Here is a 26,249-nt window from a genome sequence, read left to right on the forward strand (position 1 = left end):
GGCAGGTCCTTTCGCGGTCATTCGACCGTCACGCTCTTGGCGAGGTTGCGCGGGCGGTCGACATCGCGGCCCAGGGCGCGGGCCGCGTGATAGGCGAACAGTTGCAGCGCGATGTTCATCAGCAGGTGATCGAGGTAGGGGTGCAGCACCGGCACCCGGACCGTCGTCGCGCCCGCGAAGTCGGCCGAGTCGCCCTGCGTGACGACCAGAACGCGGCCGCGGCGGGCCTGAATCTGCTCGACCGTCGTGCGGTTGCGCTGTTCGTTGTCGTCGCGCGGAACCAGGACGACGCTGGCCAGTTCCGGCCCGACCAGCGCCAGCGGGCCGTGCTTGAGCTCGGAGGCCTGATACGCCTCGGCGTGGATGTAGGAGATCTCTTTGAGCTTCTGCGCGCCCTCGCGGGCGATCGGCCACATCCCGGCCCGGCCGATGAAGTACATGTGCGCGAAATCGCTGAATTCTGTTGCCGCCCGCTGTATCGCGTCGCTGTTGTCGATAAGGTCGCCGATCACGCCGGGCAGTATCGACAGGGCCGCTTGCAGTTGCGGAAGCTCCGCATCGTCGCCCTGGGCGAGGTGTGCGGCCAGAGCGAGAAAGGCCAAGCCCATATTGGTGAAGACCTTGGTCGAGGCGACCGAGATCTCCGGCCCCGCCCGCAGCAGCATGCGGGCGTCGCTCTCCCGGGCCAGGGCGCTGTCGGCGACATTGACCACGCCGAGCACCGGCATGCCCCGCTCCCGCAGGAAGCGCCCGGCGACCAGGGTGTCGAGGGTTTCCCCGGACTGACTGATCAATACGTAGAGGCAGGATTCGTCGAGTAGGGGATCGCGGTACCGGAATTCGGTAGCGGGCTCGGCGTCGGCGGGGATCCGGGCCAGGGATTCGACGAAGTGCGCGCCGAGTTGTCCCGCGTAATAGGACGAGCCGCAACCGAGGAACTTGACCCGGCGGATACCGCTTCGATCCAGATACGCCTGCCAGCCTCCGGATTCGGCGGGTTCGTCGGTGACATCCAGGAAACGCTGTGCGGCCGTGCGCTGTTCATGGATCTCCTTCGCCATGAAATCCGCGAACCCGCCCTGGGTGAATTCGGCCGTCCGATCCGCGCCGAGCGGCTGCCAGCGCCCCTCCGGCGCGCGCTGATCGTGCTCGACGACTCCGTGCGGTGTGAGACTGACGATCTCGCCCGCGCGCAGACTGCGGTAGTGATCGCAGCGGCCCGACAGCGCCGCCAGATCGGAGGCGACGCGGACCCCGTCCGGACCGGTCCCGACCAGGAGCGAGCCGCCGTTGGTCGTCGCGACGATCGTCCCGGCCAGCGTCCGGTCGATGGCCAGCACCGCGTAACTGCCGTCCACCAGTGCCACCGCGTCCCGGACCGCTTCGCTCAGTGGCACTCCGGTGCCGACCGCCGTCCGGATGAGATGGGCGAGCACCTCGCTGTCGGTATCGGAGCTGAGCACGATGCCGCGTTCCGCCAACCTCGCCCGGAGCGCGGTCGCATTGTGCAGGGTGCCGTTGTGCACCACGGCGATTCGGTGGTCGGAACTCAGATGCGGGTGCGCGTTGCGTTCGCTCGGCGGGCCGTGCGTGGCCCACCGGGTGTGACCGATGCCGGTGGTCGCGGTGGACCCGGGAAGGGTGCGTTCGAGGTCGGTGACGCGGCCCGAAGCCCGGTGCCGGACGATCCTGCCGTTGTCGATCAGGCAGATTCCGGCCGAGTCGTATCCGCGATATTCGAGGCTGTGCATCATGCGCACCAGCTCGGTCTGGGCTCTGGTGCCGACGGTTCCTGCGATTCCACACATGGCTGAACCTTTCAATTCGGTAGTAAGGCAGTCGTATTGGCGGTTACCGGGAAGACGCGAGCGTCGCGGAAACCCTCCGCGAACGCCACGCCGCACTGCAGCCCGCGCAGGGCGGCCTGCTTGTCGACGTAGTCGACGTAGTCGAGTTCGTGCATGCGCCGCATCCAGGCGTTCTGGGATTGATGGCAGCGCAGCATCTCTCGCTTCGTCTCGATGGTGGCGCTGATGTCCACCCAGGTTTCGGCGGCGGTGCCGGTCAGTGCCAGCGGGTCCATGTAGAGCACCGGTGGCGCCGAATTCAGCACCGGCTCGGCGGTTTCGATCAGTTCCGCCGACGCGAGCTGGCGGACGTTGAGGGCGATCAGGCTCGCCGTGCGGTGATCCGGGTGATAGTCGGCCGGATCGTGGGTGAGCAGGATGTCGGGCGCGAAGTCGCGGACCGCCGCCAGCAGCGCCATGCGGGTCGGCGTCGTGTCGAACAAGAATCCGTCCGGCTCGCCGAGCCAGTAGAGCGTCGCGCCGATGATCTCGGCCGACCGCTGGGCCTCCTGTCTGCGGAGCTCGGCGACGGCGGCCCGGTCCCCGGACTCGGCGCCGAGCTCGCCGTTGGTCATGACGCAAATCGCGACGGCGTGCCCGTCGAGGCGATAGCAGGCCAGGGTGCCCGCCGCCAAGATCTCGATATCGTCGGGGTGGGCTCCGATCGCCATCACTCTCATACCGTCGCCTCCAGCCGCAGGCCGGCGACCAGGTCGAGTTCGGCCAGCAGATGGGTGTCCGGCAGGAAGTCGCGGCGGACCCGCTCCGCGGCGGCGTGGCCGATGCCGCGGCGCCGGTCGGCGTCGCTCAGCAGCTCCAGAAGTGCGGCGCCGAAGGCCGCCGGCGATGCCGAGGGTGCCACGAGCACGCCGACTTGCGGGCTGTCCACCTGTAGTCGCAAGCCGCCCACCGCGGTGGCGAGGACCGGGGTGGCCTTCCACATCGCTTCGGTCACGGTGAGGCCGAACCCTTCGGACCGGCTCTTCTGCGTCACTACCGTCGCGTGCCGCTGGATCGCGTTGATCACCGTGGCGTGTGCGTCGGGATCGGACATGGGCAGGCACACCAGATGGACCCGGCCGCGGATCTCGGCCGGCAGGCGCCGCCACTGCTGCGCGCACCGCTCGAAGTAGGCCCCGGCCTCCGGATCGTCGGCGACGCCGGTGACCTCGGGACCTACCAGCAGCAGGTCCGCATCCGTCGCGGGGGCGACGACTTCGGCGAAGGCCCGCAGGACGCCGGCCATGTCTTTGACATCGTCCCAGCGCGAGACCTGCACCACGGTGGGCCGGTCTTCCGGTGTCGGGCCGCCGGAGCGCAGGATTGTCGGCCTCAGCGCCGGATCCGTTGGTGAAGAGCGGGTTTCGATGATTCCCCAGCGGCCCAGAGACTCGGCGGTCTCGCGCGGCGACAGGCTTCGGTTCTTGGCCGACAGCGGATCGAGGAAGGGCGTGATCGTGGCGGTGGGCTTGTCGCGCAACCAGGCCGGACCGAAATGCGGCATGGAAGTGATGAAAGCAGCGGCGTCCGCAAGGTAGGGGCGGAGGAAATGCCAAGCCGCGGTGGTGTGCTCGTTCTCCTGGTCCGCGCCGTTGTGCAGCCGCCAGACCGGGACGGCTCCGAGGGCGGCGACCTGTTCGACCAGTCCCGCGGTCTGCGGGTCGTGCAGGAACACCACGTCGCCCGGCCGCACGAAGGCGTCGAGCCCGGCGCCGGCGGCGGCGCAGGCGCGCCGGTAGACGCGATGTTCGCCGGCGCCGAGCGGGCCGCCGTCGCCGCGGACGCCGGACAGGCCGTTGTCCACCCGCTTGGTGAGGGTGAAGAAGTCGAGATCGGCCTCGATCACCAACCAGCCCACCGTGATTCCGAGGTCTCGCCCGTATCCGATCAGCGGGCGCAGCATCTCGGCGACGCCGCCACCGGCGGCCGTGGAGTTGACGTGCCACAGCGTGCGGACGCGCTGCCGGCCCGCTGCCGCCAGCCGATCCCAGCGTTCGGGCAGCAGGTGCGGACGCAGCCGGGCGGCGTCCTGTGTGGTGACGGGTACTTCGATCAATTGGGCCATGTGATTTTTCCCCTTTCGAGTTGTTCCGCACGGTGTTCGGCGGAGGGCAGGCGCCGTCCGCTCAGTGCCATGGCGATACCGCAGATCAGGGTGGTGATGGCGAAAGTGACAGGCAGGGAGAGGGTTTCGGCGCCCAGGCCGACCAGCGGCGGACCCCCGAGGTAGGCCAGGTAGCCGACGGCGCTGACCTTGGCCGCCATGGCGGCGGCGTCGGCGGGTCCGGCGAGGCCGGCCGCGGACACGGCCAGCGGGAAGAGCGGGCCGAGCACCAGGCTCATCGCCATGATCGCGATCAGCAGGCCGGTGGGGGAGGGTTGGGCCAAGCCCGCCGCCATGGTGAGGACCGCGATCGCGGCGCCGGCGACGCACAGGCGGCGGGCGCCGAACCGCTCGACCAGCGCGTCGCCCAGGCTGCGTGACAGGAACATGGCGAAGCTGAATCCGGTGATGGCGAACGCGCCGAGGCTCGTGTCGCCCCCGTAGTCGCGACCCACCAGCAGAGCCGACCAGTCGGTGACCATGCCCTCCAGGAGCAAGGCGGCCACGGCAAGCGCCGCGATCTGCCACGGAATTCTGGGCACACGTCGTCCGGCGGGCGGCGCGGCGTCCGGCCGAGGCGGGCCGTAGCTGGGCAATCGGCGCGAAACGCTCAGCGCCACAGCGATCAACGCGGCGGCCACCACACTGAAGTGCCGGCCCACCGAGACGTCGAAATGGGCCGCGAGACCGCCGGCGCCCGCGCCCGCCAAGACGCCCAGGCTGTAGCCACCATGCAGCCGCGACAACACCCGCGCACCCCTGCGCTCCTCGAACCGGATCCCGAGCGCATTCATGGCCACGTCCAGACAGCCGCTCGCCGCCCCGAGCACGGCAAGCGTCAGGCCGAGCGTGAAACCGTTGTGCGCCAGGGCAATCGAGGGCAGAGCCGCGGCGAACACGACGGCGGAGAGCAGACAGACCGCTCGGGCCGGAGCCCGGCGCAGCAGCGCGCCGGTCGCGAACAGCGCCGGCACCGAACCCGCCGCGACCCCGAACAACGCGAGGCCGAGCACGCCATCGGAGAGGTGCAGATCGTGTTTGACGTCAGGAATCCGCGGCGCCCAACTGGAGAGCACCGCGCCATTGAGAAAGAAGATCAGCCACAGGCTGAACAGAGCTGCATCGATACGACGGACCATGGTTGCCTCATGGGCCGCCCTGCCGACTGCAGTAGTGGCTACCCCCGGACGGTCAGGAGCACCGTGTTCAATCTCAGAGTACCGACCGGCGCACCCCGCAAAACCTGGCGCGTCGCGAGGCGCTGGCGAGCCGCAACGGAAGCCGCAGGCCACACGCCTTTGTGGCGTTCACCACACCCGCGCCCCGGATCTCTCCCGCCTGCGACCGCCAATTGCATTGTGTTGGAACCTAATTCCCTTCGCGCGGCGTCGGCTTGAGTGCCGGCGCGGGTGGCGCGTCGGCGGCGGCGTTGAGCGCGTCGAGGATCGCGAGCTCTTCGAACGCGAAGTGTTCGCGCAGTCGGGTAATGAGGAGGTGCAGCTCGGCTCGAAGCTCGCGCGGGTCACCAACTCCTGGTTCGTAGTCCGCCAGCAGGTTACGGATCGAGGAGTTGATCTCGGCTACCACCACATGTTCGGCTCGGAGTTGGTCCAGTGTGCGCGCGAGGGCGGGAAACGCCTGCGCAACCGCTGGAAATGCGCCGAAATCCTCGCCCATGTGGTGTCGTTCGAGTGCGCCACAGAAGGTGATGCACCGCTCACGCATTTGCGCATGCAGCGTTCTCGGCGGCAGCGCCACCGGCGTGGTCGTATCCGAGGTCGCTATCAGCGTGTCGACCTGCGCCAGTACGCCATCCAATTCCGCGGACAGCCATCCGTGTACCTCTCGCATGAAGTCTCCCAGCCCGCGCACTCGGTCGAGCCCCGCACGCGAGGGGAGCGGCCGGACCTCCACCAGGGGGATCACCCGGGCTGTCCGCTGCTGATAATCGCCGTATCCAGGTTGGCGGCGCACCACCTCGGCCCAGCGGCGATCGCGTTCGGCGCCGGCCAGTATCGAGGTGATCGCCGGATAGGTTTCCGAACCGACCTCGACGGTCACCACCGGATGCGCTCGAAGATTGTGCAGCCATGCTGGATTGCGATCCGCCCCACCGGCAGAGGCGACGACAACGCGGGTGCCGTCGATGTCCAGGTAGCCCAGTGGAATGGTGTGGCGGTGACGGGTCCGCGCGCCGACGGTGGTCAGGAGCAGCAGCGCCGAGCCTTGGAAGGGGCCGCCGACGACTCCGGCGTTCGCGCGGAACTCATCGATGACGTGTTGCTGAAAGTCGAGGGCGGGTGCGGATGATTCGGGTTCGTACATGCGAAAGTCCTTTGTCCACGCGTGCTGGACACCGCACCTCGTGGGTGGCCGGCGCATACCAGCAGCGAAAGAAAACGGGTGACAGCGCCGTCGAACTTCCTCAGCGGACGAAAGTAGGACCTGAGGGGTCGAGCTCGCGCGGCGGATGCCTGCTTCCTCGCTCGCCCTCTGACGCGAACTCACTGCATATGGCAGGGACACGAACATCCAGGTCGCCATCTTGCCATCGACAGCCGCGACGGATCAAACAGAGGTGGGCAATGTTCGGCCCCGCACCGGCTAGATCGTGCCAATTGCGGTGTGGTGGGGGCTGATTCCCGCGCATCGGCAGGTGGGGTGCGGTTGAATCGGGGTATGGCACCTGACGAGTATCTGGCGTTGCTGCGGGCCGAGTTGGATGCGTTCGGGCATTGCATAACCGGGCAGCTGGATGCGCCGGTCGAGCATTGCGGAGAGTGGACGCTCTACGACCTGATCGATCACATGGGTGGGGGAAACCTGTGGGTGGTGACCGCGGTGAAGGAACACCGCGGTGACTACGACCCGCCTGCTGGGCCACGGGATCCGGCCGCGCTACGGGACTGGTACAGCGAGACGGCGAACGCGCTGGTTTCCGTTCTCGCCGCCGACCCGGACACCCCGGCGTGGACCTTCTTCCCGCCGCACACCGTCGGCTTCTGGCGTCGCCGCCGTTGGCTGGAAACCCTGGTGCACCGCTTCGATGCCGAGCACGCGCTCGGCATCGACAGCCGGATCGAACCCGCCCACGCCGCGGACGGAATCGCCGAGGTGCTCGAGGTATTCGTGCCGCGCATGATCAAGCGCGGGCTGGCGACCGAACCTACCCACGCGGTCCGGTTGTCCGCCATCGACACCGGCGGTTCCTGGGTGCTGGGCCCCGGCGACCCGGTCGCCACCATCAGCGGCCCGGCCACGAAACTCTTTCTGGCCCTGTGGAACCGAGCCCCCGCCACCGAACTCTTCTGGTCCGGCGACGTAGCCACCGCCCGGGAGGTCATGAAAGGCCCACTGGTTCCCTAGCCCCGTTGTCCCGGCCGAGAACGCCCTGCCCGGCCTCGTTACGCGCCGAGGTCGGCGAACATCTTTCGCTTGATGGCGGGGACGGCGTTGGCGGTGCGGAAGAACAGGCGGCCGGCGGTGCGGGCCAGGCGGTTGTCGGACACCGACTGGTTGGCTGTCTTCAAAGACGCGCGGACGGCGTCGAAGCCATACTCGATCATCCGAGCCTCATATTCGTGAATCCCGGCCAGCAGCTCCTGATCACCGCGGTCGGCGGCAATCAGCTTGCGGCACAGCAGTTGTGCGTCGCGCAGCGCGGTATTGGCGCCGATGCCGCCGTACGGGGTCATGCTGTGGATGGCGTCGCCGAGTACGGTCACGTTTGTGGTCTGCCAGGGCGGCACCGGCACCGAGGTCTTGATCGGAATCAAGGTGACTGTGTCGCTGTCGGTTTCGGCGACCAGGCGGCGCAGCGCAGGGGCCCAGCCATCGGTCATCCGCTGCGTGAGCTCGTGCAGCTCAGCGGTGCTCATCGATTCCAGGCCGGTCCCGAACCGTTCCCGCTTGGCCCCGAACCCCCACAGCACGTACGGCTGTGTGTTGTCGAACAGCGCCCCGGACAGCCCTGCCTCGTTGCCGCCGATCGCCCCGGCAGCAGGTGCGTCGAAATCATGGGCCGCGACGAACATTCCGCACCCGCCCGGCGGAATCACACTGAACGGATGCGTCAGCAATCGCGGATCGAGCCGCTCGCGCGACTCCGGCGTGAGTGCGAACTTTCCAGCGATGGTGACGATTCCGGTATCGATCCGCTCCGCCTGCGGCAGATACTGAGCCCGCACTCGCGAAGTACCCCCATCCGCGCCGATCAGCACGTCACCGACTTCGGTTGTCCCATCGGCGAAATGCGCGACTACCCGCCCGTCCGCCTGATGCTCGTACCGCTCGAACATGCTGTCGTAGCGCACCACCTCGCCCAACTCGGCAAGCAGTATCTGGCGCAACGTGATCCGGCTGACCCCGTAGTGATCGCCGCCGGCCGGATCGTGGGTCGGCTCGACCGGATCGAACTCCAGCAGCTCCTTCAGCTGTTCGGTGACGAACCCGAACCCGGTATCGCCTTTGCCGGAGGTGGCGATGAACGTCGAAAAGAGTTCCGGCGACAGCAGTTCCGCCAGCGCCCGGCTGCCGTTGGGGTTGATGTGGATCCGGAACCCTTGCAGCCGATCGGTGCGCTGGATCTCCCGCTCGTGCACCGAAACGCTGACCCCGGCCCGGCGCAGGCCGTTCGCGAGCGCCAGCCCGCCGATACCGCCGCCGGCGATGATTACGTGCAAATTGGACATATCTCTGACTCCTGGTTGAACTAGGTCCGGCTCCAGCCGAACCCTCCGGGGCGACGTTTCGTCGCCCGTTGCTGATGTGCCGAACCCGTGCTGGCCCAGTCCTCGAGCATCCGGTTCAGCAACCGGTCGAGGGTGGCCACGTCGTCGTCGGACCATTCGGCGATGACCGCCGCGAGCACCTGATCACCGGCCGCCATGAACTGCGCCAGTTCCGCACGCCCCGCCTCGGTCACCTCGACGAGCACGGCGCGCCGATCGGCCGGATCGGGCGCGGTGGCGACCAGCCCGGATTCGGCCAGCACCTGGACGTGCCGGGTGATGGAGGAGGGCAGCGCGTCCAGCCGCTCGGCCAGCTCACCGGCCCGCATCGGTCCCGACTCCGCCGTGTGCTGCAGGACGCCGACCCGCACCGGGTCGTAGACCCGGGAAGTGCCCTGCCGGGTCGCCTCGGCGAACCGGATGATCGTCCGGGAGAGCCGCTCCACGAGGTCTTTATTTGCTTCCATGAAACAATAATATCATTTGCTTGCGTGAAACAAAAGAGTTGCTCGCCGACCTACGGTGCCGTAGGTCGGATTTGCAGGTCAACGCTTGATCACACCCGGCCCACGCTGCTGTTACCCGCTGGTAAGTTAACCGGCATGACGAGCACCGACCCGCTGTTGTTCAACCCGGCGACCTACGACCCGGAGCACTTCGACGCCGAGACCCGTCGACTGCTGAAGGCCACCATCGAGTGGTTCGAGTCCCGCGGCAAGGCCCGGCTGCTCGCCGACGACGCGCAGGCCACGTGGGTTTCCGACTTCCTGGAGTTCGTGAAGGCGGAGAAGCTCTTCGCGACCTTCCTGACCCCGGCGGCCTACGCCGACGGCGACGAGAACCGCCGCTGGGACGCCGCCCGCAACGCCGCGCTCTCGGAGATCTTCGGCTTCTACGGCCTGGCCTACTGGTACGCCGAGCAGGTCACCATCCTCGGCCTGGGCCCGATCTGGCAGAGCGACAACGAGATCGCCAAGAAGAAGGCCGCCGCCGACCTCGCCGCCGGCGAGGTGATGGCCTTCGGCCTGTCCGAGCAGTCGCACGGCGCCGACATCTACAACACCGACCTGGTGCTCACCCCCACCGAGCCGGGCAGCGCCGATCACGAGGCCGGAATCCTGTTCCGCGCCAACGGCGAGAAGTACTACATCGGCAACGGCAATGTCGCGAGCATGGTCTCGGTGTTCTCCCGCCGTGCCGATATCGAAGGCGCCGAGGGGTACATCTGGTTCGCCGCGGACTCCCAGCACGAGAACTACACGCTGCTCGGAAACGTTGTGCACCAGCAGATGTACGTCTCCACCTTCCGCCTGGAGAACTACCCGGTGCGCGCCGAGGACATCCTGCACACCGGTCCCGAAGCCTTCTCCGCCGCGCTGAACACCGTCAACGTCGGCAAGTTCAACCTCTGCCACGGCGGCGTCGGCATGGTCGAGCACTCGTTCTACGAGGCCATCACACACGCCAACAACCGCATCCTCTACGGCAACCCGGTCACCCAGTTCCCGCACGTGCGCGGCAATTTCGTCGACGCCTACAGCCGCATCGTCGCGATGAAGCTGTTCAGTGACCGTGCCGTGGACTACTTCCGCAGCGCCAGCCTCGACGACCGCCGCTACCTGCTGTTCAACCCGATGACCAAGTCCAAGGTGACCTCCGAGGGCGAGGTCGTGATGACTCTGCTGCTGGATGTGCTGGCCGCCAAGGGCTTCGAGAAGAACACCTACTTCGCCGAGGTCTCCCGCCTGATCAACACCCTGCCCCGGCTCGAGGGCACCGTGCACGTCAATGTCGGCCAGATCCTGAAGTTCATGCCGAACTACCTGTTCAACCCGAAGGACTACCCGGAGATCGGCACCCGCCAGGACGCCGCCGACGACACCTTCTTCTGGGCGCAGGGCCCGGCCCGCGGCGCCGGCAAGGTGCAGTTCGCGGACTGGACTCCGGTGTACGAGAAGCACTCCGACGTCCCGAACGTGGCCCGCTTCTACGAGCAGGCCCAGGCGCTGCGCAACCTGCTGCTGCACGCCGCCCCGGACGAGGCCCAGCAGAAGGACCTGGACTTCATGCTGACCATCGGCCACCTGTTCTCGCTGGTGGTCTACGGCCAGCTGGTGCTGGAGCAGGCCGCGATCACCGGCCTGGACCGTGACGTGCTGGACCAGATCTTCGACTTCCAGGTGCGCGACTTCAACGGCCACGTCACCACGCTGTACGGCAAGCCGTCCACCACCGCGGCCCAGCAGGAATGGGCCGTCGGCGCGTTGCGCACCCCGCTCTCGGACCGCGAACGCTTCGACCGCGTCTGGAACCAGGTCGTGGCGTACGACGGCGCCTACGAGATGAATCCGTAGTCATCGTGATTCGGCCGGTCCAGCAAGGGACCGGCCGAATCACGACGTTGCCTAAGCGGGTTTTCCGGGGAACGGTGTGGTCGGGGGATTGGTTCCCAGGATTGCTTGCCAAGTGGCTTGGCGGACAGCCGATTCGGTGAGGGCGTCGATGCCGGTTCGGCGGATGTCGGCGGTGTCGGCGCGTTCCACGACCGCGCGCCAGGCGATGGTGCAGTCGTTTTCGACGGTGACGGCCAGCTTTGCCGCTGGGATCGGGTCGTCGACCGGGAACGGGGCGGTGTAGGCGGGATCGGGGGCGGGGACCGCTACGCCCGCGAGCTTCAGCGCATCGATGGTCGAGTCTCGTCGAGCTCGGTGTGCCGCAACGTATTCCGACACCAGTTTGGATCGCTCGGTGTTGGCGTAGGCGGCGACCACGCCGTAGGCGTAGACCGCGGCGTATTCGGCCTCGAGAGCGTCGAGCAGCGACTGCTGCTGGCCGGTGGTCATGTGAGCAGAACCCCCACTTCGGTGGCGCAGGACGCGCTGATGGACGCGAGCAGGCCGGCGCGGTATCCGGAGAGGGCCCGGGCCAGATCGGCTGCCGAGTGCTGGGATCGGGCGATCTGGTCGCGCAGTTGGTCGAGGGTCGGCGGAGTGGTCGGCGGCACCTGTGTGCCGGTGGGGCCGCCCGGTGCCGTGGCGCCGGGCGTCGTGGCGCTGCGGGTGCGCGGCACCGGGGTGGTGCCGTCGCCGTAAACGCCTATGACGCGGTCGATTTCGGTTTGCAACGCTTCGGCGTGCGCGGTGCGCTCGGCGGCGATGGCGTTGAGCGCGTTCTGTTTCTGCGGCGCCAGCGCGATCGCGGCGGTGGCCGCCGCGGCGTCGGCCTTGGCCGAGGTGACCTGTGCGGCAAGCGGATCCGGCGCCTGTAGCGGCTCCTCACCGCAGGCCGTGGTCGCGCCGAGCGCGAGCGCGCCGAGGGCGCCGCCACCGGCCAAACGGAATGCGGCGCGGCGAGTGAAGCCTGTACCCGGGGTCGGCAGGAGGCGCAGCCGGCTGGGTGGGTAAGTAGAGTGGCCGGGCGAGCACCCGGCAGGCGGGGCGAGGAGGCGGATGGGCACGGCACCATCGTGCCAGATTCCCCCTGCCGGTCCGGTGGCGGCGCGGGCGCGATAGATCAGGACGCGCGCATGTGACGTACCCAGCAAACTTGCTTCCGACGGCTGGTCCTTTACACTCTCCGAGCGCGTTACGCTAGACCTTCGGTACAGAAAATTTCTCCCCTCGTCACAACTGAACCAGGAGCCGCCCCAGATGCCGATGCCGACCGAGGAAAGGGTGAGCCAGCTAGTAGCTGGGCTCGTCGAACGCCGAGGGCTCGACCTCGAGGGCGTTGAGATCGCCACTGCCGGACAGCAAACCGAAGTGGGCGATCCGGGTCAGTATCGAGTCAAAGTCGTCGTCGACAGCGACGCGGCGGTCGATCTGGACGCCGTCGCCGCGCTGAGCAACGAGATCTCCGAGGCGCTCGACGCGGCCGGCGATTTCGGCGAGACGGCGTACCTGCTGGAAGTCACCACCCCGGGCATCAATCGTCCGCTCACCGCGGACCGGCACTGGCGGCGCGCGCAGGGCCGCAAGGTCCGCGTCAAGCTACGCGGCGACGCGACCTCGCCCGAGGCCACCGGCGCCTCGAAGTTCGAGGGCCGCGTCGGCCGGCTCGACGGCGACAAGATCGCGCTGGTGCTCGGCGGCAAGGTGAAGCCGCACCTGGTCACGGTCGCGCTGGCCGATATCGCCGAAGCCGTGGTCCAGGTCGAGTTCAACCAGCCCGGCGCCCAGGAACTGGAGCTGGCCGGCGGCATCGCGCCCGGCAAGCCGCTACCCGGTTCCGAACCCGAAGACCTCTCATCCGAAACAGCATCCGAAGGGATCGTGGAATGAACATCGAAATCGAAGCCCTGCGCGCGATCGTCGCCGACAAGGGGATCTCGATCGAGACGGTGATCTCCGCGATCGAGTCCGCGCTGCTCACCGCCTACCGGCACACCGAGGGTCATCAGCCCAACGCCCGCATCGACATCAACCAGAAGACCGGCACCGTCCGTGTGATGGCCCGGGAACTGGACGCCGACGGCAACGTCATCTCCGAATGGGACGACACCCCTGAGGGTTTCGGCCGGATCGCGGCGACCACCGCGCGCCAGGTGGTGCTGCAGCGGCTGCGGGACGCGGAGAACGAGAAGTCCTTCGGCGAGTTCTCCACGCACGAGGGCGACATCGTCGGCGGTGTGGTGCAGCGCGACGCGCGGGCCAACGCCCGCGGCACCGTGGTGGTCCGGATCGGCAGCGAGTTGCACGGCACCGAGGCGCTGATCCCGTCCGCCGAGCAGGTGCCGGGCGAGACCTACGAGCACGGCGATCGCATCAAGGCCTACGTCTACGGGGTGTCCCGGGGCCCGCGCGGCCCGCAGATCACGCTGTCGCGCACGCACCCGAATCTGGTTCGCCGCCTGTTTGCCCTCGAGGTGCCCGAGATCGCCGACGGCTCGGTCGAGATCGTCGCGGTGGCGCGCGAGGCCGGGCATCGCTCCAAGATCGCGGTGCGCTCCACCGTCCCCGGCGTCAACGCCAAGGGTGCTTGCATCGGCCCGATGGGCCAGCGCGTGCGCAACGTGATGAGCGAACTGGCCGGGGAGAAGATCGACATCATCGATTGGGCCGAGGATCCGGCCACCTTCGTCGGCAATGCGCTCTCGCCGTCGAAGGTGGTATCGGTCACCATTGTGGACCCCGAGGCCCGGGCCGCCCGCGTGGTGGTGCCGGACTTCCAGCTCTCGCTGGCGATCGGCAAGGAAGGCCAGAATGCCCGCTTGGCGGCGCGTTTGACCGGCTGGCGCATCGATATCCGCAGCGACGCCGCCCCCGACATGGGCGAAGGCGTGCGGTCGGAGGCGCAGCGCGGTTGACGGAAAGGCCAGCACAGGACCGCCGGGATGACATGTTGGTAACTTCCGCAGGGGCGGGGTTCGTCGTTATGACCGGGTCGGCGGTAGAGTGGTCCCAGGTTCAGCGCGAGCCTTCGGTTCCTTTGCAAGAACGCACCAATGAGCAGTCCTCTCGGGTAGCTCCGGTGCGCACATGTATCGGATGCCGGAAGCGCGAGCTGGCCGTCGATCTGTTGCGGATCGTGGCACAAGATCGGGAATCGTCCGACGGATCCCGTATCGTCGCGATCGTTCCCGATCCTCGGCGCAGACTGTCCGGGAGGGGTGCTTGGTTGCACCCCCTTTCGTCTTGTCTGACCGTGGCAGAGCGACGCCGAGCATTCGGCAGAGCACTACGAGTGTCCGGACATCTGGATATCTCAGCCCTGGAGCATTACCTCGAGAACAGGCACGAGCACTCATGAGCACACCGTGAAGTACCAACGATGAACGTCCATCGGAGATAACCCGAGGTCGTGCGGGCCGCCGTCCCCTGAAACGGCGGAGCTGCTCGACCTCTCAGTGAGGAGAGCAGTGGCAGGCAAGGCCCGCGTGCACGAGTTGGCCAAAGAACTCGGTGTCACCAGCAAGGAACTACTCGCGAAGCTCAAGGAGCAGGGCGAGTTCGTGAAGTCCGCGTCGTCGACGGTGGAAGCACCTGTCGCACGCCGGCTGCGCGAGTCGCTGGCGGCGAAGAACGCCCCCAGCACCGAATCCAAGTCCGGGTCCAAGCCCGGTCCCGCTTTGTCGGCCAAGCCGGCCGCGAAGCCCGCACCGGGCGGTCCGCGCCCGGGACCCAAGCCCGCCGCGCCGGCTCCGGCCGCAGCGGCTCCGGCGGCTCCGGCCGCCGGCACCCCCGCGGCTCCGGCCGCCGCGACTCCGGCCCAGGCTGCGCCGCGTCCGTCCGAGGGCGCTCGCCCCGGTCCGGCCGTGAAGCCGGGTCCGGCCGCCGCTCCGGCTGCTCCGGCCGCCGAAGCGCCCAAGACGGCGCCGGCTCCGGCCGGTCCGCGCCCCGGCACCCCCGCGGCCACTCCGCAGCCGGGTCAGCAGCAGCGTCCCGCTGCCGCGGCTCCCGCGGGTCCGCGGCCGGGTGGTCCGAAGCCGGGTCCGAAGACCCCGCGCGTCGGCAACAACCCCTTCTCCTCGGCTCCCGAGCGTGAGCGCGCGCCGCGTCCGACCCCGGGTCAGGGCGGTCCCCGCCCCGGTCAGGGTCAGGGTGGCCCGCGTCCCGGCCAAGGCCAGGGTCAGGGCGGTCCCCGTCCCGGTCAGGGTGGCCCGCGTCCCGGTGGTCCCGGTCAGGGCGGTCCCCGTCCGGCCGCGGCCCAGGGTCAGGGCGGTCCCCGTCCCGGTGGTCCGCGTCCGAGCCCCGGCTCGATGCCGCCGCGCCCGAATCCCGGTGCCATGCCTGCTCGTTCGGCCCGTCCGGGTCCGGGTGGAGCCGGTGCGGGTCGTCCCGGCGGCGCGGGTCGCCCCGGCGGCGGCGCCGGTCGTCCCGGTGGCGGCGGCGGTGGCGGTGGCTACCGCGGCGGCGGTGCGGGTGGCGGCAACACCGGTGCTCCCGGTGCCGGTGCTCCCGCGGCCGGTGGTTTCCGTGGACGTCCCGGTGGCGGCGGCGGTCGCCCGGGTGGTCCCGGTGGCCGTGGCGGTGCGGCCGGTGCGTTCGGCCGTCCCGGTGGCGCTCCGCGTCGTGGCCGTAAGTCGAAGCGGGCGAAGCGCGCCGAGTACGAGTCGATGCAGGCGCCCGCCGTCGGTGGCGTGCGGCTGCCCCGCGGCAACGGCGAGATCATCCGCCTGGCCCGTGGCGCCTCGCTGTCGGACTTCGCGGAGAAGATCGACGCGAACCCGGCTGCCTTGGTACAGGCCTTGTTCAACCTCGGCGAAATGGTCACCGCTACCCAGTCGGTGAACGACGAGACGCTCGAGCTGCTCGGCGGCGAGATGAACTACGTCGTGCAGGTCGTCAGCCCAGAGGACGAGGACCGCGAGCTGCTCAGCTCGTTCGACCTCACCTACGGCGAGGACGAGGGCGGCGAAGAGGATCTCGAGAGCCGTCCGCCGGTGGTGACCGTCATGGGTCACGTCGATCACGGTAAGACCCGACTGCTCGACACGATCCGTAAGGCCAACGTCCGTGAGGGCGAAGCCGGCGGCATCACCCAGCACATCGGCGCCTACCAGGTGCTGACCTCGCTGGAAGGCAACGAGCGCCTGGTCACCTTCATCGACACCCCGGGTCACGAGGCCTTCACGGCCATGCGTGCCCGTGGCGCCAAGGCCACCGACCTCGCGATCCTCGTGGTCGCCGCCGACGACGGCGTCATGCCGCAGACGGTGGAGGCCATCAACCACGCCCAGGCGGCCGACGTGCCGATCGTGGTCGCGGTCAACAAGATCGACAAGGAAGGCGCGAATCCGCAGAAGATTCGCCAGCAGCTGACCGAATACGGCCTGGTGGCCGAGGAATACGGTGGCGACACCATGTTCGTCGACATCTCGGCCAAGCAGGGCACCAACATCGACGCACTGCTCGAAGCCGTCCTGCTCACCGCGGACGCGGCGCTGGACCTGCGGGCCAACCCGGACATGGACGCCCAGGGTGTCGCCATCGAGGCGCACCTGGACCGCGGCCGTGGCCCGGTGGCCACCGTGCTCATCCAGCGCGGCACCCTGCGGGTCGGCGACTCGATCGTGGCGGGCGACGCCTACGGTCGCGTGCGCCGCATGGTCGACGAGCACGGCGAGGATGTCGAGGCGGCGCTGCCGTCGCGGCCCGTCCAGGTCATCGGCTTCACGTCGGTGCCGGGCGCGGGTGACAACCTGCTCGTGGTCGACGAGGACCGGATCGCGCGCCAGATCGCCGACCGCCGCAATGCGCGCAAGCGCAACGCGCTGGCCGCGCGTTCCCGCAAGCGGATCAGCCTGGAAGATCTGGATGCCGCCCTGAAGGAGACTTCGGAGCTCAACCTGATCCTCAAGGGCGACAACTCCGGCACCGTGGAGGCGCTGGAAGAAGCCCTCATGCAGATCCAGATCGACGACGAGGTGCGACTGCGGGTCATCGACCGCGGTGTCGGTGGCGTCACCGAGACCAACGTCAACCTGGCTTCGGCCTCGAACGCGATCATCATCGGGTTCAACGTCCGCGCGGAGGGCAAGGCCACCGAGCTGGCCAACCGCGAAGGCGTGGATATCCGGTACTACTCGGTGATCTACCAGGCCATCGACGAGATCGAGAAGGCCCTCAAGGGCATGCTCAAGCCGATCTACGAAGAGGTCCCGCTGGGCCGCGCCGAGATCCGGGCGATCTTCCGTTCGTCGAAGGTCGGCAACATCGCCGGCTGCATGGTCACCTCGGGTTCGGTCAAGCGCAACGCCAAGGCGCGCTTGCTGCGCGACAACGTCGTGATCGCCGAGACCGTGACGATCTCCTCCTTGAAGCGGGAAAAGGACGACGCCACCGAGGTCCGTGAGGGCTTCGAATGTGGTTTGACCTTGACCTACAACGACATCAAGGAAGGCGACATCATCGAGGCCTACGAGATGCGCGAAAAGCCGCGCGACTAGTAGTTCTCGGATTCAAGACGGCGACGGTCCCGACCTCCCCCCGTGGTGTAGGGGCCGTCGCCGCATTTTCGTTCATCCACACAGCAAACGGGGGTTTCTATGTTTCTTGGTGCGCTCGAATTCGACATCCTGCTCGGCGACGTTCATTCGCTGAAAGAAAAGCGCTCGGTGATCCGGCCGGTATTGGCCGAATTGCAACGTTTCGGCGTGAGTGCCGCAGAGGGCGGGGAACAGGACCGCTACCGTCGTTCGTTGCTGGGGGTGGCGTTGGTCAGCTCCGGCATGGACCATCTGACCCAGGTGCTCGATCGGTGTGAACGCACCGTGGCGGCACGTCCGGAGTTAGAGTTGCTGGCAGTGCGCCGGCGCATCTTCGGACCCGAAGACTGAACTTTCTAGAGAGGGGATGGCCATGGCAGATCAAGCCAGGGCACGCCGACTCGCCAAGCGGATCTCCGAAATCGTGGCAACGGCCATCGACCACGAGGTGAAAGACCCGCGACTGCGCTTCGTCACCGTCACCGACGCCAAGGTCACCGGTGACCTGCGCGACGCCACGGTGTACTACACGGTCATGGGCGAAACGGTGAACGCCGATCCCGATTACGCCGCCGCGGCCGCCGGTCTGGAGAAGGCCAAGGGCGTGCTGCGTTCCAAGGTCGGCGCGGGTACCGGCGTGAAGTTCACGCCCACACTGGCCTTCGTGCTCGACAAGGTTCCCGAGGTCGCGCGCGACATGGAGGAACTGCTGGCGCGCGCCCGCGCCGCCGACGAGGAAGTCGCGGCGGCCCGGGCGAACGCCACGCCCGCGGGCGACGCCGACCCCTACAAGGTCGATCGCGACAGCGAGTAACGGGCGGGAATGACACTCAGCGAGAGCCCGGCGGGGGAGGGCCATGACCGGATCGGTGCGGTAGCGCACGGGCCGGGCGCGGTCGTCGGCGCGGTGGGGGTAGGTGCGGGTCTGACCCGCTCGGTCGTGACCGAGCCGGTGGCGGCCGTCGCCGACGGGGTGCGTTTCGAGTCCGCCATCGAAGCACTGGACGCCGCCCGGTCGGCGACCATCGTCTGCCATGTGCAGCCCGACGCCGACACCATCGGCAGCGGGCTCGCGCTGGCGCTGGTGCTGGAACGGCGCGGGATCCCGGTACGGGTGTCCTTCGCCGAACCCGCCGAGCTTCCGCTGTCCATGCACACGCTGCCGGGGTTGCGGCATCTGGTGCCGCCCGACGCGGTGCCCGCCGAGACCGATCTGCTGATCGCCGTGGACTGCGGCAGTGCCGGTCGCCTCGGCGCGCTCGCCAGTCGATTGTCCGGCGCCGCAACAACTTTGGTGATCGATCATCACCGGTCCAACACCGGATTCGGTACCGTCGGCGTGATCGACCCCGAGGCCGAATCGACGACCGCGGTCATCGCGCGGCTGCTCGACGCCTGGGGTGAACCGATCGACGCCGAGGTGGCGCACTGCCTCTACGCCGGGCTGGTCACCGATACCGGTTCCTTCCGCTGGGTGCGTCCCGGCACCCACGCCCTCGCCGAACGGCTGCTGGCCACCGGCATCGACGGGCCCGAGATCGCCCGCACCCTGCTCGACACGCACCCGTTCGCGTGGCTGCCGATGCTGGCCAATGTCCTCGGTACCGCGCGCCTGGAGCCCGCCGTGCGCGGTGGCACCGGCCTGGCCTATGTCTTCGTCCGCCGGTCGGACGAAATCGGCGTCGGTTCCGAGGAGATCGAGAGCGTCATCGATATCGTCCGGACCACCGCCGAAGCCGGAATCGCCGCCGTCTTCAAGGAATCGCGCACCATCGACGATCGCTGGACGGTGTCGCTGCGGTCCCGCGATTCCGGGCCGGGCATGCGGGACGGCATCGACGTCGCCGAAGTAGCGACCGCGCTGGGCGGCGGCGGGCACCGCTACGCCGCGGGCTACACCACCTACGGCACCCCCGACGACATCGTCGCGGCACTGCTCGCGGCCCTCGGCTGAGCCGGACCCCCAGTCCCGCAACCGGTTGCGCTCGGCGGCGATGGCTCGCCGCCGAATTCCTCGGTCGCCGGCGCGGGAAAGGGCTGTTAGTTGTGGGCGCGTGGGGTGGATTTGTCGGTGTGGGGTGATTGGGTGGGGAGGTTGGGTTGGTTGCGGCGGCCAGGAGGTTCGGTGTGAGTCGGCGGCGCGAGGTTTCGGTGCGGGCCGATCCGGTGGCGGAGGTGGGGCCGCGGCGGATTCTCGGGTTGGCGTTGCCCGCGCTCGGGGTGCTGGTGGCGGAGCCGATCTATCTGCTGTTCGATATGGCCGTGGTGGGGCGGCTCGGAGCGCTGGCGCTGGCGGGGCTCGCGGTCGGCGGGTTGATTCTGGCGCAGGTGAGTTCGCAGCTGACGTTCCTGTCCTACGGCACCACGGCGCGGGCGGCGCGGCGGCACGGTGCGGGCGACGATCGCGGGGCGGTGGCCGAAGGGGTGCAGGCGACCTGGATCGCGGTGGCGGTGGGGGCGTTGATCGTCGCGGTGGTGCAGGTGTTCGCGGTGCCGCTGACCAACGCGATCGCCGGTGGGGGTGAGATCGCGGCGGAGGCGTTGCTGTGGCTGCGGATCGCGGTGTTCGGGGTGCCGTTGATTCTGATCTCGATGGCGGGCAACGGATGGCTGCGCGGGGTGCAGAACATCATCCGGCCGATGATGTATGTGGTTGCGGGCCTGGCACTTTCGGGTGTGCTGTGCCCGGTGCTGGTGCACGGGTTGCTCGGTGCGCCGCGGCTGGGTCTGCCCGGGTCGGCGGTGGCGAATGTCGCAGGGCAGGCGGTGAGCGGCGTGCTGTTCCTGTACGCGCTGGTGCGCGAGCGGGTTTCGCTCGCCCCCCGCTGGCCGGTGATCAAAGCGCAGCTGGTGATGGGCCGGGACCTGATCGCGCGCAGCCTCGCGTTCCAGGCGTGCTTCGTCTCGGCGGCGGCCGTCGCATCCCGGTTCGGGGCGGCGTCGGTGGCGGCGCATCAACTGGTCCTACAGCTATGGACCTTCCTGGCCTTGACCCTGGATTCGCTGGCCATCGCCGCGCAGACCCTGGTCGGTGCCGCGCTGGGCGCGGGTAACGCCGCGGGGGCCAAGCGGTTGGCGCGGCGAATCACCGAGTGGTCGACGGTGTTCGCGGTAGTCCTGGCCGCCTGCTTCGCGGCGGGGTACGCCGTGATCCCGAAGCTGTTCACCACCGACCCCACGGTGCTGGACCGGACCGGCGTCGCCTGGTGGTTCTTCGTCGCGATCATTCCGGTCGCGGGCGTCGTCTTCGCCTTGGACGGTGTGCTGCTCGGCGCGGGCGACGCGGCGTTCCTCCGGACCGCGACCTTGGGCGCTGCCCTGATCGGATTCCTGCCGGCGATCTGGCTGTCGCTGATCTTCGATTGGGGCATTGCCGGCATCTGGACCGGTCTGGTCGCGTTCATGCTCCTGCGCCTGGCCGCCGTGGTGTGGCGGGCGTTGTCCGGCAAGTGGGCGCGGGTCGGCGCCGACGTTCCCGCCGGGAGCGCGTAGCGACTCAGGCCGGGTGATGGTCGGTGACCGCGCCCAGTTCGAGGTCGTGCTCCAGCCAGGCTTTCATCCCGCACAACATGGTCGAGAAGCCGCCGACCGTGTCGTTCACCCACTGGACGAGCTCGTCGCCCGTGCCCTGGAAGCCGGTTTCCGTGATCTCGACGAACGTGGTTTCCGCCGAGTGCGGCGTGAACTTCACCTCGACCGTGGTCGGCTGTTCGTAGTTGCCCCACTCGAACCGGATCGAACGATCCGGCTCGACGTCGAGCACCTTGACATCGGCGGAGGCCCCGTACGTCTCCCATTCCCACCGTAATTCGGCTCCCGGCACCATCGGACCGGTGCTCTTGCTGTACCAGAATCGGGCGGTGACTGCCGGGTCGGCGAAGGCGCGGAAAGCTGCCGCGGCGGGCCTGCGAACGATCATGCAGGCAGACGCCGCCGGAGCGTGCGTGAGCTCGAGTTGCTGCATGCCACGATCATGCCCGCTCGCGGCGGGACGCGCGGGCGTGTGCCGCCGCGTGGCGCGTGGCGACCTTCGCGGTCATCGATGCAGGACGACTTGCCGGGTGGGGCGGAAGCCGGCTGCCTCGTAGAACGGCACGAGGTCCTGGCCGCAGAACAGGGATACGACGGGGATTTCGCGAAGTTCGTCGAGTAGCCGGCGGACGAGTTCGCTACCGAGGCCCTGGCCACGGTAGCCGGGAGCGACGATGACGTCCTCGAGGTAGGCGCGCAGGACGCCGTCGGTCACCGCGCGGGCGAAACCGATGAGGCGGTCCTCGTGCCAGGCGGCGATGGTGGGGGTGGTGGCGAGGATGGACTCGAGTTGGGCGACGGTGCGGTCGGGCCACCACTCCTGGGTGCGGTAGAGCGCGAGGAGGTCTCGGGCCGGGATCGGGCGGATCGCGTGGGTGGTCAGCGTGGTGTTGTCCGGCATACCTGGAAACGATAATCAGTACTGGCAAGATGGGGGAATGCTCGAGAAACAGCCGGCGCGCGTGCTGCGGGACAAGGTGTCGTCGACCTCCGTGCTCGTGGGGTTGCTGGTGCTTGCAGCGCTGGTGCAGACGCAGGTGGGGGCGTTGATCGGGTCGGCCGCGCGCTTGCAGACGGCGGTGACGGTGTTCGTCGGGGTGTTTGTGCAGGCGGTGCCGTTTCTGGTGCTCGGGGTGCTGGTCAGTGGGTGTATTGCGGCCTTCGTGTCGCCCGCGGTGTTGCGGAAGGTGTTGCCGCGCAATGAAACCGCGGCGATCGGGGTGGCGGGTGTGGCGGGGATGGCGTTGCCCGGATGTGAGTGCGGGGTGGTGCCGGTGGCGCGGCGGTTGATCGATCAGGGTGCGCCGAGTTCGGTGGCGCTGGCGTTTCTGTTGTCGGCGCCCGCGATCAATCCGGTGGTGCTGGTGTCGACGGCGGTGGCGTTTCCGGGGGAGCCGGGGATGGTGGGGGCGCGGTTCGTGGGCTCGCTGGCGACCGCGATCGTGATGGGCCTGATCTGGTCGCGGATCGGACAGCCGGGGTGGATGCTGCCGCATGGTGGTCACGAGCACTCGGCGGACGGCGGACACTGCGTGACCGGGCGGACCCGATGGGAGGTCTTTTCCGAGGCCGCTCGCCACGACTTCTTGCAGGCCGCAGCGTTTCTCGTGCTCGGAGCCGCCGCCGCGGCCGCGCTGCACGTGCTGGTGCCGCCGTCCTGGTACGAGCAGCTCGCCGGGCAGATGGTGATCGCCATCCTGGTCCTGGCCGTGCTCGCGGTGGTGCTTGCGCTGTGCTCGGAGGCCGACGCTTTCGTCGCCGCGAGCATGTCGGGCCTGCCGCTGCTGCCGCGACTGGTGTTCCTGGTGGTCGGCCCAGCCGTCGACGTGAAGCTGTTCGCCATGCAGGCAGGAAGTTTCGGGCGCTTCTTCGCGCTCAGGTTCTCGCCGTTGACCTTTGTCGTCGCGGTGACCTGCGGCACGATCGCCGGTTACCTCTGCCTCGGCGGCGCCCGATGAAACGTGAGGCCCAGAACCTGCTGCTGCTCCTCATCGGAGCGGCCGTCCTGATGATCACTCTCGACGGCACCTACCTCAACTACGTCAAACCCGGCCTGTTCCCGTTCCTTCTGGTCAGCGGAGTCATCATCCTGGCGCTCGCACTGATCGCCATCGCCCGCGACATCCGCGGCGGCCGAGCCACTCCGGGCCACGACCACGGCGCCGGCCGCGCACAATGGCTACTCCTGATCCCGGTCTTCGCCCTGCTCCTGATCGCCCCGCCCGCCCTCGGCGCGGGCGCCGCCGAAACCACCGCACCGGTCCGCGTCGCCACCGATTCCCCTGGCGGCCAAGCGAAATCCTGGCCGTTCCCGCCCCTGCCCGCCGAACCCGCACCAGCACTGTCGATCTCGGAACTGGTGACCCGAGCAACGCTGGACTCCCTGCGTTCCTTGGACGGCCGAACCGTCCTGATCCGCGGCTTCATCCTCCGCGCCGAACGGGCCAACGGCACCGACCTGGCCCGCGTCGCCATCACCTGCTGCGTCGCCGACGCACGCTATGTCCGCGTCCACCTCACCGGAATCCCCGACGAGTTCGCCGAGGACACCTGGCTCGAGCTCCGCGGCCGAGTGGAACCCGGCAGCGCCCAACGCGATCCGGATCTGACACCGACATTTGTCGTGGCCGAGTACCAGCCGATCGAACGGCCCGAGCACCCGTACGAACGAGTCCGCTGAGCGGACAAACCAGCGAAGCCGGCGGGCCGATGCGTGGATGTCGTCCAGCAATCAGGTGCGGTGGCGGCGGACGATCACGCTCGCCGGTCTGATCGAGCGTCCGGAGACCGACAGGCCCGGCTGGATCAGGGCGTCGATGGTCCGGTCCGCCGCGGGGTCGGCGGTGGCGGCGACATCGGTGGCTTCCATGGTGAGGGGGTCGAAGGGTTCGTCGGGGCGGGGTGTGACGAGTGCCGCGCCGCGGCCGGCGAGTAGTCGTTCGACCCGGGTGGTGGCGGCGGCGAAAGCGTCTCGTTCGCGGTCGGATTCGGCGGTGGACGCGCAGGCCGCCGAGTCGTTGTACAGGGCGAACAGTTCGACGACCAAGGGCAAGTCCGCGCCGGCGCGTTCCTGTTGCGCACGGGACCTGGCGTCGTCGGTGAGGCGTTCGATGGTGGCGGCTTGGCGGGCGATCACCCGGGAGAGGTCTTCTACCTGCTCCACCAGGCGGGTCAGGGTCTGCTGTACGGGATCGGGTGGCGCGGTGGCGGCTGCCGGCTCGGCGGGTGGCCGCCGGATGGGGCCGGTCGGTCCGTCGAATTCCCCGGCCTGCCGCGCGACTGATTCAGACATATCCGCACGATAACGCGCGCCCGGACGGAAGGGGCGGGGCGGCAGCGGAATTGGCTGGTCGGCCGCTGTGCCGGGGTCGGATTCGGCTGCTACGATCGCCGCCATGGGGGTCTACGGGATCGACCTGGGCACAACGAACTCGGCAATCGCGCGGATCGACGCCGACGGTCGTCCAGAAGTCATGGTTGGGATGAACGGCGAGCCGACGGTGCCGTCGGTGGTGCTGTTCGCATCCGCGTTCGATCATCTCGTCGGTGAAGGCGCGCGGCGGCAGGCCCGGCTCGACCCGGAGCACGTCTGCGCGCTGGTGAAACGGCGCATGGGCGATGCCGACTGGCGGTTCACCGCGCACGGTGAAAGCTGGTCCGCTCCCGCGGTTTCGGCGCTGATCCTGAAGAGTCTCGCCGCCGACGCCGAATTCGGCGGCGGCGGCCCGGTGCAGCGTGCGGTGATCACGGTGCCCGCCTACTTCGGTGACGAGGAGCGGCGGGCCACCATCCAGGCGGGCAGTTACGCGGGCTTCGAGGTGGCGGGCGTGCTGTCCGAGCCCATCGCCGCCGCCCTGTCGTACGGTTTCGGCCGGCTGAGTTCACCCACCCCGTCGGCTGCCGCCCCCCAGCACGGCAGCGTCGACGTCGAGAAGTCCGATGCCCGCGAGACGGTGCTGGTCTACGACCTGGGCGGCGGCACCTTCGACGCCACCGTCATCGAACTCGCCGACCGCCGCATCTCGGTGCTGGCCGTGGAGGGCGATCACCAGCTCGGCGGCGCCGATTGGGACGAGCGGATCGCGCTGTACCTGTCCCAGCAGTTCTGCGCGGCCAATCCCGACGCCGAAGATCCGCTGGACGATTCGGCGGGTTCGCAGATGCTGGTGCTGGCCGCCGAACGAGCCAAACGCGAGCTGAGCGAGGTCGAGCGCACCGATGTGGTGGTCGCGCACGACGGGGCCCGCGCGGTGATCTCGCTCACCCGCGACGAAGTCGAATCGATGACGTCCTCGCTGATGCGCCGCACCCTCGACCTCACCAAGGACTGTCTGGCCGCGGCCGGCAAACGCGGTGTCGCGGCGGTCGATCGCCTGCTGCTGGTCGGCGGTTCCTCCCGGATGCCGATGGTGGCGCGCGAACTTCAGGCCGAGCTGGGGCTGGCCGGTGAGCTACGTGACCCCGATCTATCGGTGGCGCGCGGCGCGGCGCTCTACGGCGAGAAGCTGGAATTGGAACGGCTGATCATCGCTGATCTGGTCACTCGTGGCCGGCTCCGCGACGGCTCGCCGCTGACCGAAGCCGCTCCGGCCGATCTGGAACAGGCGGTCTCGCGGGTCGCGGCATCGTTCGGCCAGCCGGTGAGCCTGGTCCGCCGGATGCTGGAAATCCAGGTCGACACCGTGGTTTCGCGGGGGTTCGGCGTGCTGGCGCTGGACACGCATTACGGGCTGTCCGCGGCCTGGCTGGTGCACCGCAATCAGACCTTGCCGGTGCGGGTGCGGAAATCCTTCGGGACCATTCGCGAGGATCAGGATCAGATCAAGCTCACCATCGTCGAACAGCAGGGGCAGGCCGCCTCGATGCGGCCCGAGGACGCGAAAGTGCTTGTCGAGGGTCAGATCATGGGCATCCCGCCCGGCTATCCGGAAGGCAGCGAAGTCCGTGTCACCTTCGAGATGGGTTTCGACGGCGTCCTGCACGTCACCGCGCATCACGTCGACGCCGACATGCCGCTGACCTTGTCCGCCCAGACCGGCGCCACCCTCTCGCAGTCGGAGGTGGCGCGGGAGCTGGATCAGGTCCAGCGTTCCCGTCGCCGCGCAAGCTGA

General features: G+C 68.7%; 25 protein-coding genes. 13 read left to right on the forward strand and 12 right to left on the reverse strand.

What is annotated here, in order from left to right:
- Positions 1 to 17: 17 nt before the first annotated feature.
- From glmS to AB0M14_RS12100, 5 genes are all read right to left on the reverse strand, one after another.
- Positions 18 to 1,808: a glutamine--fructose-6-phosphate transaminase (isomerizing) gene (gene glmS / locus AB0M14_RS12080; protein ID WP_364992748.1), complete on the reverse strand. Its 1,791-nt coding sequence runs from the start codon at positions 1,806 to 1,808 to the stop codon at positions 18 to 20.
- Positions 1,809 to 1,819: 11 nt separating this feature from the next.
- Positions 1,820 to 2,527, reverse strand: coding sequence for a PIG-L deacetylase family protein (locus AB0M14_RS12085; RefSeq protein ID WP_364992751.1), 708 nt, complete (start codon positions 2,525 to 2,527; stop codon positions 1,820 to 1,822).
- On the reverse strand, positions 2,524 to 3,912 hold the full coding sequence (locus AB0M14_RS12090) for a glycosyltransferase (protein ID WP_364992754.1): 1,389 nt from the start codon (positions 3,910 to 3,912) through the stop codon (positions 2,524 to 2,526). The genes AB0M14_RS12085 and AB0M14_RS12090 overlap by 4 nt, the downstream gene beginning before the upstream one ends.
- Positions 3,900 to 5,090, reverse strand: coding sequence for an MFS transporter (locus tag AB0M14_RS12095; RefSeq protein WP_364992758.1), 1,191 nt, complete (start codon positions 5,088 to 5,090; stop codon positions 3,900 to 3,902). The genes AB0M14_RS12090 and AB0M14_RS12095 overlap by 13 nt, the downstream gene beginning before the upstream one ends.
- Before the next feature lie 229 nt (positions 5,091 to 5,319).
- A complete protein-coding gene (locus tag AB0M14_RS12100; protein ID WP_364992760.1) occupies positions 5,320 to 6,276 on the reverse strand; it encodes a nitroreductase/quinone reductase family protein in 957 nt (318 codons plus the stop codon).
- 354 nt (positions 6,277 to 6,630) lie between these two features.
- On the opposite strand from AB0M14_RS12100, the gene AB0M14_RS12105 reads away from it, so the two are divergent.
- A complete protein-coding gene (locus AB0M14_RS12105; protein ID WP_364992763.1) occupies positions 6,631 to 7,317 on the forward strand; it encodes a maleylpyruvate isomerase family mycothiol-dependent enzyme in 687 nt (228 codons plus the stop codon).
- Positions 7,318 to 7,355: 38 nt separating this feature from the next.
- Here AB0M14_RS12105 and AB0M14_RS12110 read toward each other — a convergent pair whose 3' ends face one another.
- Positions 7,356 to 8,642 (reverse strand): FAD-dependent monooxygenase, encoded by a 1,287-nt coding sequence (locus AB0M14_RS12110; protein WP_364992766.1) that lies wholly within the window; start codon positions 8,640 to 8,642, stop codon positions 7,356 to 7,358.
- Positions 8,643 to 8,662: 20 nt separating this feature from the next.
- Positions 8,663 to 9,148 carry a MarR family winged helix-turn-helix transcriptional regulator gene (locus AB0M14_RS12115; RefSeq protein ID WP_364992768.1) on the reverse strand — a complete coding sequence of 162 codons (486 nt, stop codon included), beginning with the start codon at positions 9,146 to 9,148 and terminating at the stop codon, positions 8,663 to 8,665.
- 135 nt (positions 9,149 to 9,283) lie between these two features.
- On the opposite strand from AB0M14_RS12115, the gene AB0M14_RS12120 reads away from it, so the two are divergent.
- Positions 9,284 to 11,035 carry an acyl-CoA dehydrogenase family protein gene (locus AB0M14_RS12120; protein WP_364992770.1) on the forward strand — a complete coding sequence of 584 codons (1,752 nt, stop codon included), beginning with the start codon at positions 9,284 to 9,286 and terminating at the stop codon, positions 11,033 to 11,035.
- Positions 11,036 to 11,086: 51 nt separating this feature from the next.
- Here the strand turns inward: AB0M14_RS12120 and AB0M14_RS12125 are convergent, their stop codons facing one another.
- Positions 11,087 to 11,524: a ferritin-like domain-containing protein gene (locus AB0M14_RS12125; RefSeq protein WP_364992773.1), complete on the reverse strand. Its 438-nt coding sequence runs from the start codon at positions 11,522 to 11,524 to the stop codon at positions 11,087 to 11,089.
- Complete coding sequence (locus AB0M14_RS12130) at positions 11,521 to 12,138, reverse strand: hypothetical protein (RefSeq protein ID WP_364992775.1); 618 nt, start codon at positions 12,136 to 12,138, stop codon at positions 11,521 to 11,523. The genes AB0M14_RS12125 and AB0M14_RS12130 overlap by 4 nt, the downstream gene beginning before the upstream one ends.
- A 193-nt stretch (positions 12,139 to 12,331) precedes the next feature.
- On the opposite strand from AB0M14_RS12130, the gene rimP reads away from it, so the two are divergent.
- The 8 genes from rimP (at position 12,332) to AB0M14_RS12170 (ending at position 21,099) form a co-directional block, all read left to right on the forward strand.
- A complete protein-coding gene (gene rimP / locus AB0M14_RS12135) occupies positions 12,332 to 12,961 on the forward strand; it encodes a ribosome maturation factor RimP (protein WP_364992778.1) in 630 nt (209 codons plus the stop codon).
- Positions 12,958 to 13,986: a transcription termination factor NusA gene (nusA, locus tag AB0M14_RS12140; protein WP_364992781.1), complete on the forward strand. Its 1,029-nt coding sequence runs from the start codon at positions 12,958 to 12,960 to the stop codon at positions 13,984 to 13,986. The genes rimP and nusA overlap by 4 nt, the downstream gene beginning before the upstream one ends.
- Positions 13,987 to 14,108: 122 nt before the next feature.
- Positions 14,109 to 14,429: a YlxR family protein gene (locus tag AB0M14_RS12145; RefSeq protein ID WP_364995674.1), complete on the forward strand. Its 321-nt coding sequence runs from the start codon at positions 14,109 to 14,111 to the stop codon at positions 14,427 to 14,429.
- A gap of 109 nt (positions 14,430 to 14,538) precedes the next feature.
- Positions 14,539 to 17,568 carry a translation initiation factor IF-2 gene (gene infB, locus AB0M14_RS12150; protein WP_364992784.1) on the forward strand — a complete coding sequence of 1,010 codons (3,030 nt, stop codon included), beginning with the start codon at positions 14,539 to 14,541 and terminating at the stop codon, positions 17,566 to 17,568.
- A gap of 99 nt (positions 17,569 to 17,667) precedes the next feature.
- Entirely contained in the window at positions 17,668 to 17,958 is a 291-nt protein-coding gene (locus tag AB0M14_RS12155; protein WP_364992785.1) for a DUF503 domain-containing protein, read from the forward strand.
- A gap of 22 nt (positions 17,959 to 17,980) precedes the next feature.
- Entirely contained in the window at positions 17,981 to 18,421 is a 441-nt protein-coding gene (gene rbfA, locus AB0M14_RS12160; protein WP_364992788.1) for a 30S ribosome-binding factor RbfA, read from the forward strand.
- 9 nt (positions 18,422 to 18,430) lie between these two features.
- Entirely contained in the window at positions 18,431 to 19,561 is a 1,131-nt protein-coding gene (locus AB0M14_RS12165) for a bifunctional oligoribonuclease/PAP phosphatase NrnA (RefSeq protein WP_364992791.1), read from the forward strand.
- Between the two features lie 197 nt (positions 19,562 to 19,758).
- On the forward strand, positions 19,759 to 21,099 hold the full coding sequence (locus AB0M14_RS12170; RefSeq protein ID WP_364995677.1) for an MATE family efflux transporter: 1,341 nt from the start codon (positions 19,759 to 19,761) through the stop codon (positions 21,097 to 21,099).
- A 4-nt stretch (positions 21,100 to 21,103) separates the two neighbouring features.
- On the opposite strand, the gene AB0M14_RS12175 is transcribed toward AB0M14_RS12170, so the two are convergent.
- Both AB0M14_RS12175 and AB0M14_RS12180 read right to left on the reverse strand, forming a co-directional pair.
- Positions 21,104 to 21,571, reverse strand: coding sequence for an SRPBCC domain-containing protein (locus AB0M14_RS12175; protein ID WP_364992794.1), 468 nt, complete (start codon positions 21,569 to 21,571; stop codon positions 21,104 to 21,106).
- Positions 21,572 to 21,643: 72 nt separating this feature from the next.
- On the reverse strand, positions 21,644 to 22,039 hold the full coding sequence (locus AB0M14_RS12180) for a GNAT family N-acetyltransferase (RefSeq protein ID WP_364992797.1): 396 nt from the start codon (positions 22,037 to 22,039) through the stop codon (positions 21,644 to 21,646).
- Between the two features lie 37 nt (positions 22,040 to 22,076).
- Here AB0M14_RS12180 and AB0M14_RS12185 point away from each other — a divergent pair, with 37 nt between their 5' ends.
- Entirely contained in the window at positions 22,077 to 23,096 is a 1,020-nt protein-coding gene (locus AB0M14_RS12185) for a permease (protein ID WP_364992802.1), read from the forward strand.
- Complete coding sequence (locus tag AB0M14_RS12190) at positions 23,093 to 23,818, forward strand: TIGR03943 family protein (protein ID WP_364992806.1); 726 nt, start codon at positions 23,093 to 23,095, stop codon at positions 23,816 to 23,818. The genes AB0M14_RS12185 and AB0M14_RS12190 overlap by 4 nt, the downstream gene beginning before the upstream one ends.
- Before the next feature lie 51 nt (positions 23,819 to 23,869).
- Here AB0M14_RS12190 and grpE read toward each other — a convergent pair whose 3' ends face one another.
- Positions 23,870 to 24,430 (reverse strand): nucleotide exchange factor GrpE, encoded by a 561-nt coding sequence (gene grpE / locus AB0M14_RS12195; protein ID WP_364992810.1) that lies wholly within the window; start codon positions 24,428 to 24,430, stop codon positions 23,870 to 23,872.
- Positions 24,431 to 24,533: 103 nt separating this feature from the next.
- Between grpE and AB0M14_RS12200 the strand changes: the two genes are divergently transcribed.
- Complete coding sequence (locus tag AB0M14_RS12200; protein WP_364992813.1) at positions 24,534 to 26,249, forward strand: Hsp70 family protein; 1,716 nt, start codon at positions 24,534 to 24,536, stop codon at positions 26,247 to 26,249.

The organism is Nocardia sp. NPDC051832 (genome assembly GCF_040681285.1).
GTDB lineage: Bacteria > Actinomycetota > Actinomycetes > Mycobacteriales > Mycobacteriaceae > Nocardia.

What these genes read in the sequence shown, in the direction of transcription:
- AB0M14_RS12115 (WP_364992768.1), bottom strand. Translation starts at nt 9,148, where the DNA reads ATGGAAGCAAATAAAGACCTCGTGGAGCGGCTCTCCCGGACGATCATC.
- AB0M14_RS12085 (WP_364992751.1), bottom strand. Translation starts at nt 2,527, where the DNA reads ATGAGAGTGATGGCGATCGGAGCCCACCCCGACGATATCGAGATCTTG.
- AB0M14_RS12100 (WP_364992760.1), bottom strand. Translation starts at nt 6,276, where the DNA reads ATGTACGAACCCGAATCATCCGCACCCGCCCTCGACTTTCAGCAACAC.
- AB0M14_RS12090 (WP_364992754.1), bottom strand. Translation starts at nt 3,912, where the DNA reads ATGGCCCAATTGATCGAAGTACCCGTCACCACACAGGACGCCGCCCGG.
- AB0M14_RS12095 (WP_364992758.1), bottom strand. Translation starts at nt 5,090, where the DNA reads ATGGTCCGTCGTATCGATGCAGCTCTGTTCAGCCTGTGGCTGATCTTC.
- AB0M14_RS12165 (WP_364992791.1), top strand. Translation starts at nt 18,431, where the DNA reads ATGACACTCAGCGAGAGCCCGGCGGGGGAGGGCCATGACCGGATCGGT.
- AB0M14_RS12190 (WP_364992806.1), top strand. Translation starts at nt 23,093, where the DNA reads ATGAAACGTGAGGCCCAGAACCTGCTGCTGCTCCTCATCGGAGCGGCC.
- AB0M14_RS12200 (WP_364992813.1), top strand. Translation starts at nt 24,534, where the DNA reads ATGGGGGTCTACGGGATCGACCTGGGCACAACGAACTCGGCAATCGCG.
- AB0M14_RS12180 (WP_364992797.1), bottom strand. Translation starts at nt 22,039, where the DNA reads ATGCCGGACAACACCACGCTGACCACCCACGCGATCCGCCCGATCCCG.
- rbfA (WP_364992788.1), top strand. Translation starts at nt 17,981, where the DNA reads ATGGCAGATCAAGCCAGGGCACGCCGACTCGCCAAGCGGATCTCCGAA.
- AB0M14_RS12175 (WP_364992794.1), bottom strand. Translation starts at nt 21,571, where the DNA reads ATGCAGCAACTCGAGCTCACGCACGCTCCGGCGGCGTCTGCCTGCATG.
- grpE (WP_364992810.1), bottom strand. Translation starts at nt 24,430, where the DNA reads ATGTCTGAATCAGTCGCGCGGCAGGCCGGGGAATTCGACGGACCGACC.
- AB0M14_RS12125 (WP_364992773.1), bottom strand. Translation starts at nt 11,524, where the DNA reads ATGACCACCGGCCAGCAGCAGTCGCTGCTCGACGCTCTCGAGGCCGAA.
- AB0M14_RS12120 (WP_364992770.1), top strand. Translation starts at nt 9,284, where the DNA reads ATGACGAGCACCGACCCGCTGTTGTTCAACCCGGCGACCTACGACCCG.
- AB0M14_RS12185 (WP_364992802.1), top strand. Translation starts at nt 22,077, where the DNA reads ATGCTCGAGAAACAGCCGGCGCGCGTGCTGCGGGACAAGGTGTCGTCG.
- AB0M14_RS12105 (WP_364992763.1), top strand. Translation starts at nt 6,631, where the DNA reads ATGGCACCTGACGAGTATCTGGCGTTGCTGCGGGCCGAGTTGGATGCG.
- AB0M14_RS12155 (WP_364992785.1), top strand. Translation starts at nt 17,668, where the DNA reads ATGTTTCTTGGTGCGCTCGAATTCGACATCCTGCTCGGCGACGTTCAT.
- rimP (WP_364992778.1), top strand. Translation starts at nt 12,332, where the DNA reads ATGCCGATGCCGACCGAGGAAAGGGTGAGCCAGCTAGTAGCTGGGCTC.
- glmS (WP_364992748.1), bottom strand. Translation starts at nt 1,808, where the DNA reads ATGTGTGGAATCGCAGGAACCGTCGGCACCAGAGCCCAGACCGAGCTG.
- nusA (WP_364992781.1), top strand. Translation starts at nt 12,958, where the DNA reads ATGAACATCGAAATCGAAGCCCTGCGCGCGATCGTCGCCGACAAGGGG.
- AB0M14_RS12110 (WP_364992766.1), bottom strand. Translation starts at nt 8,642, where the DNA reads ATGTCCAATTTGCACGTAATCATCGCCGGCGGCGGTATCGGCGGGCTG.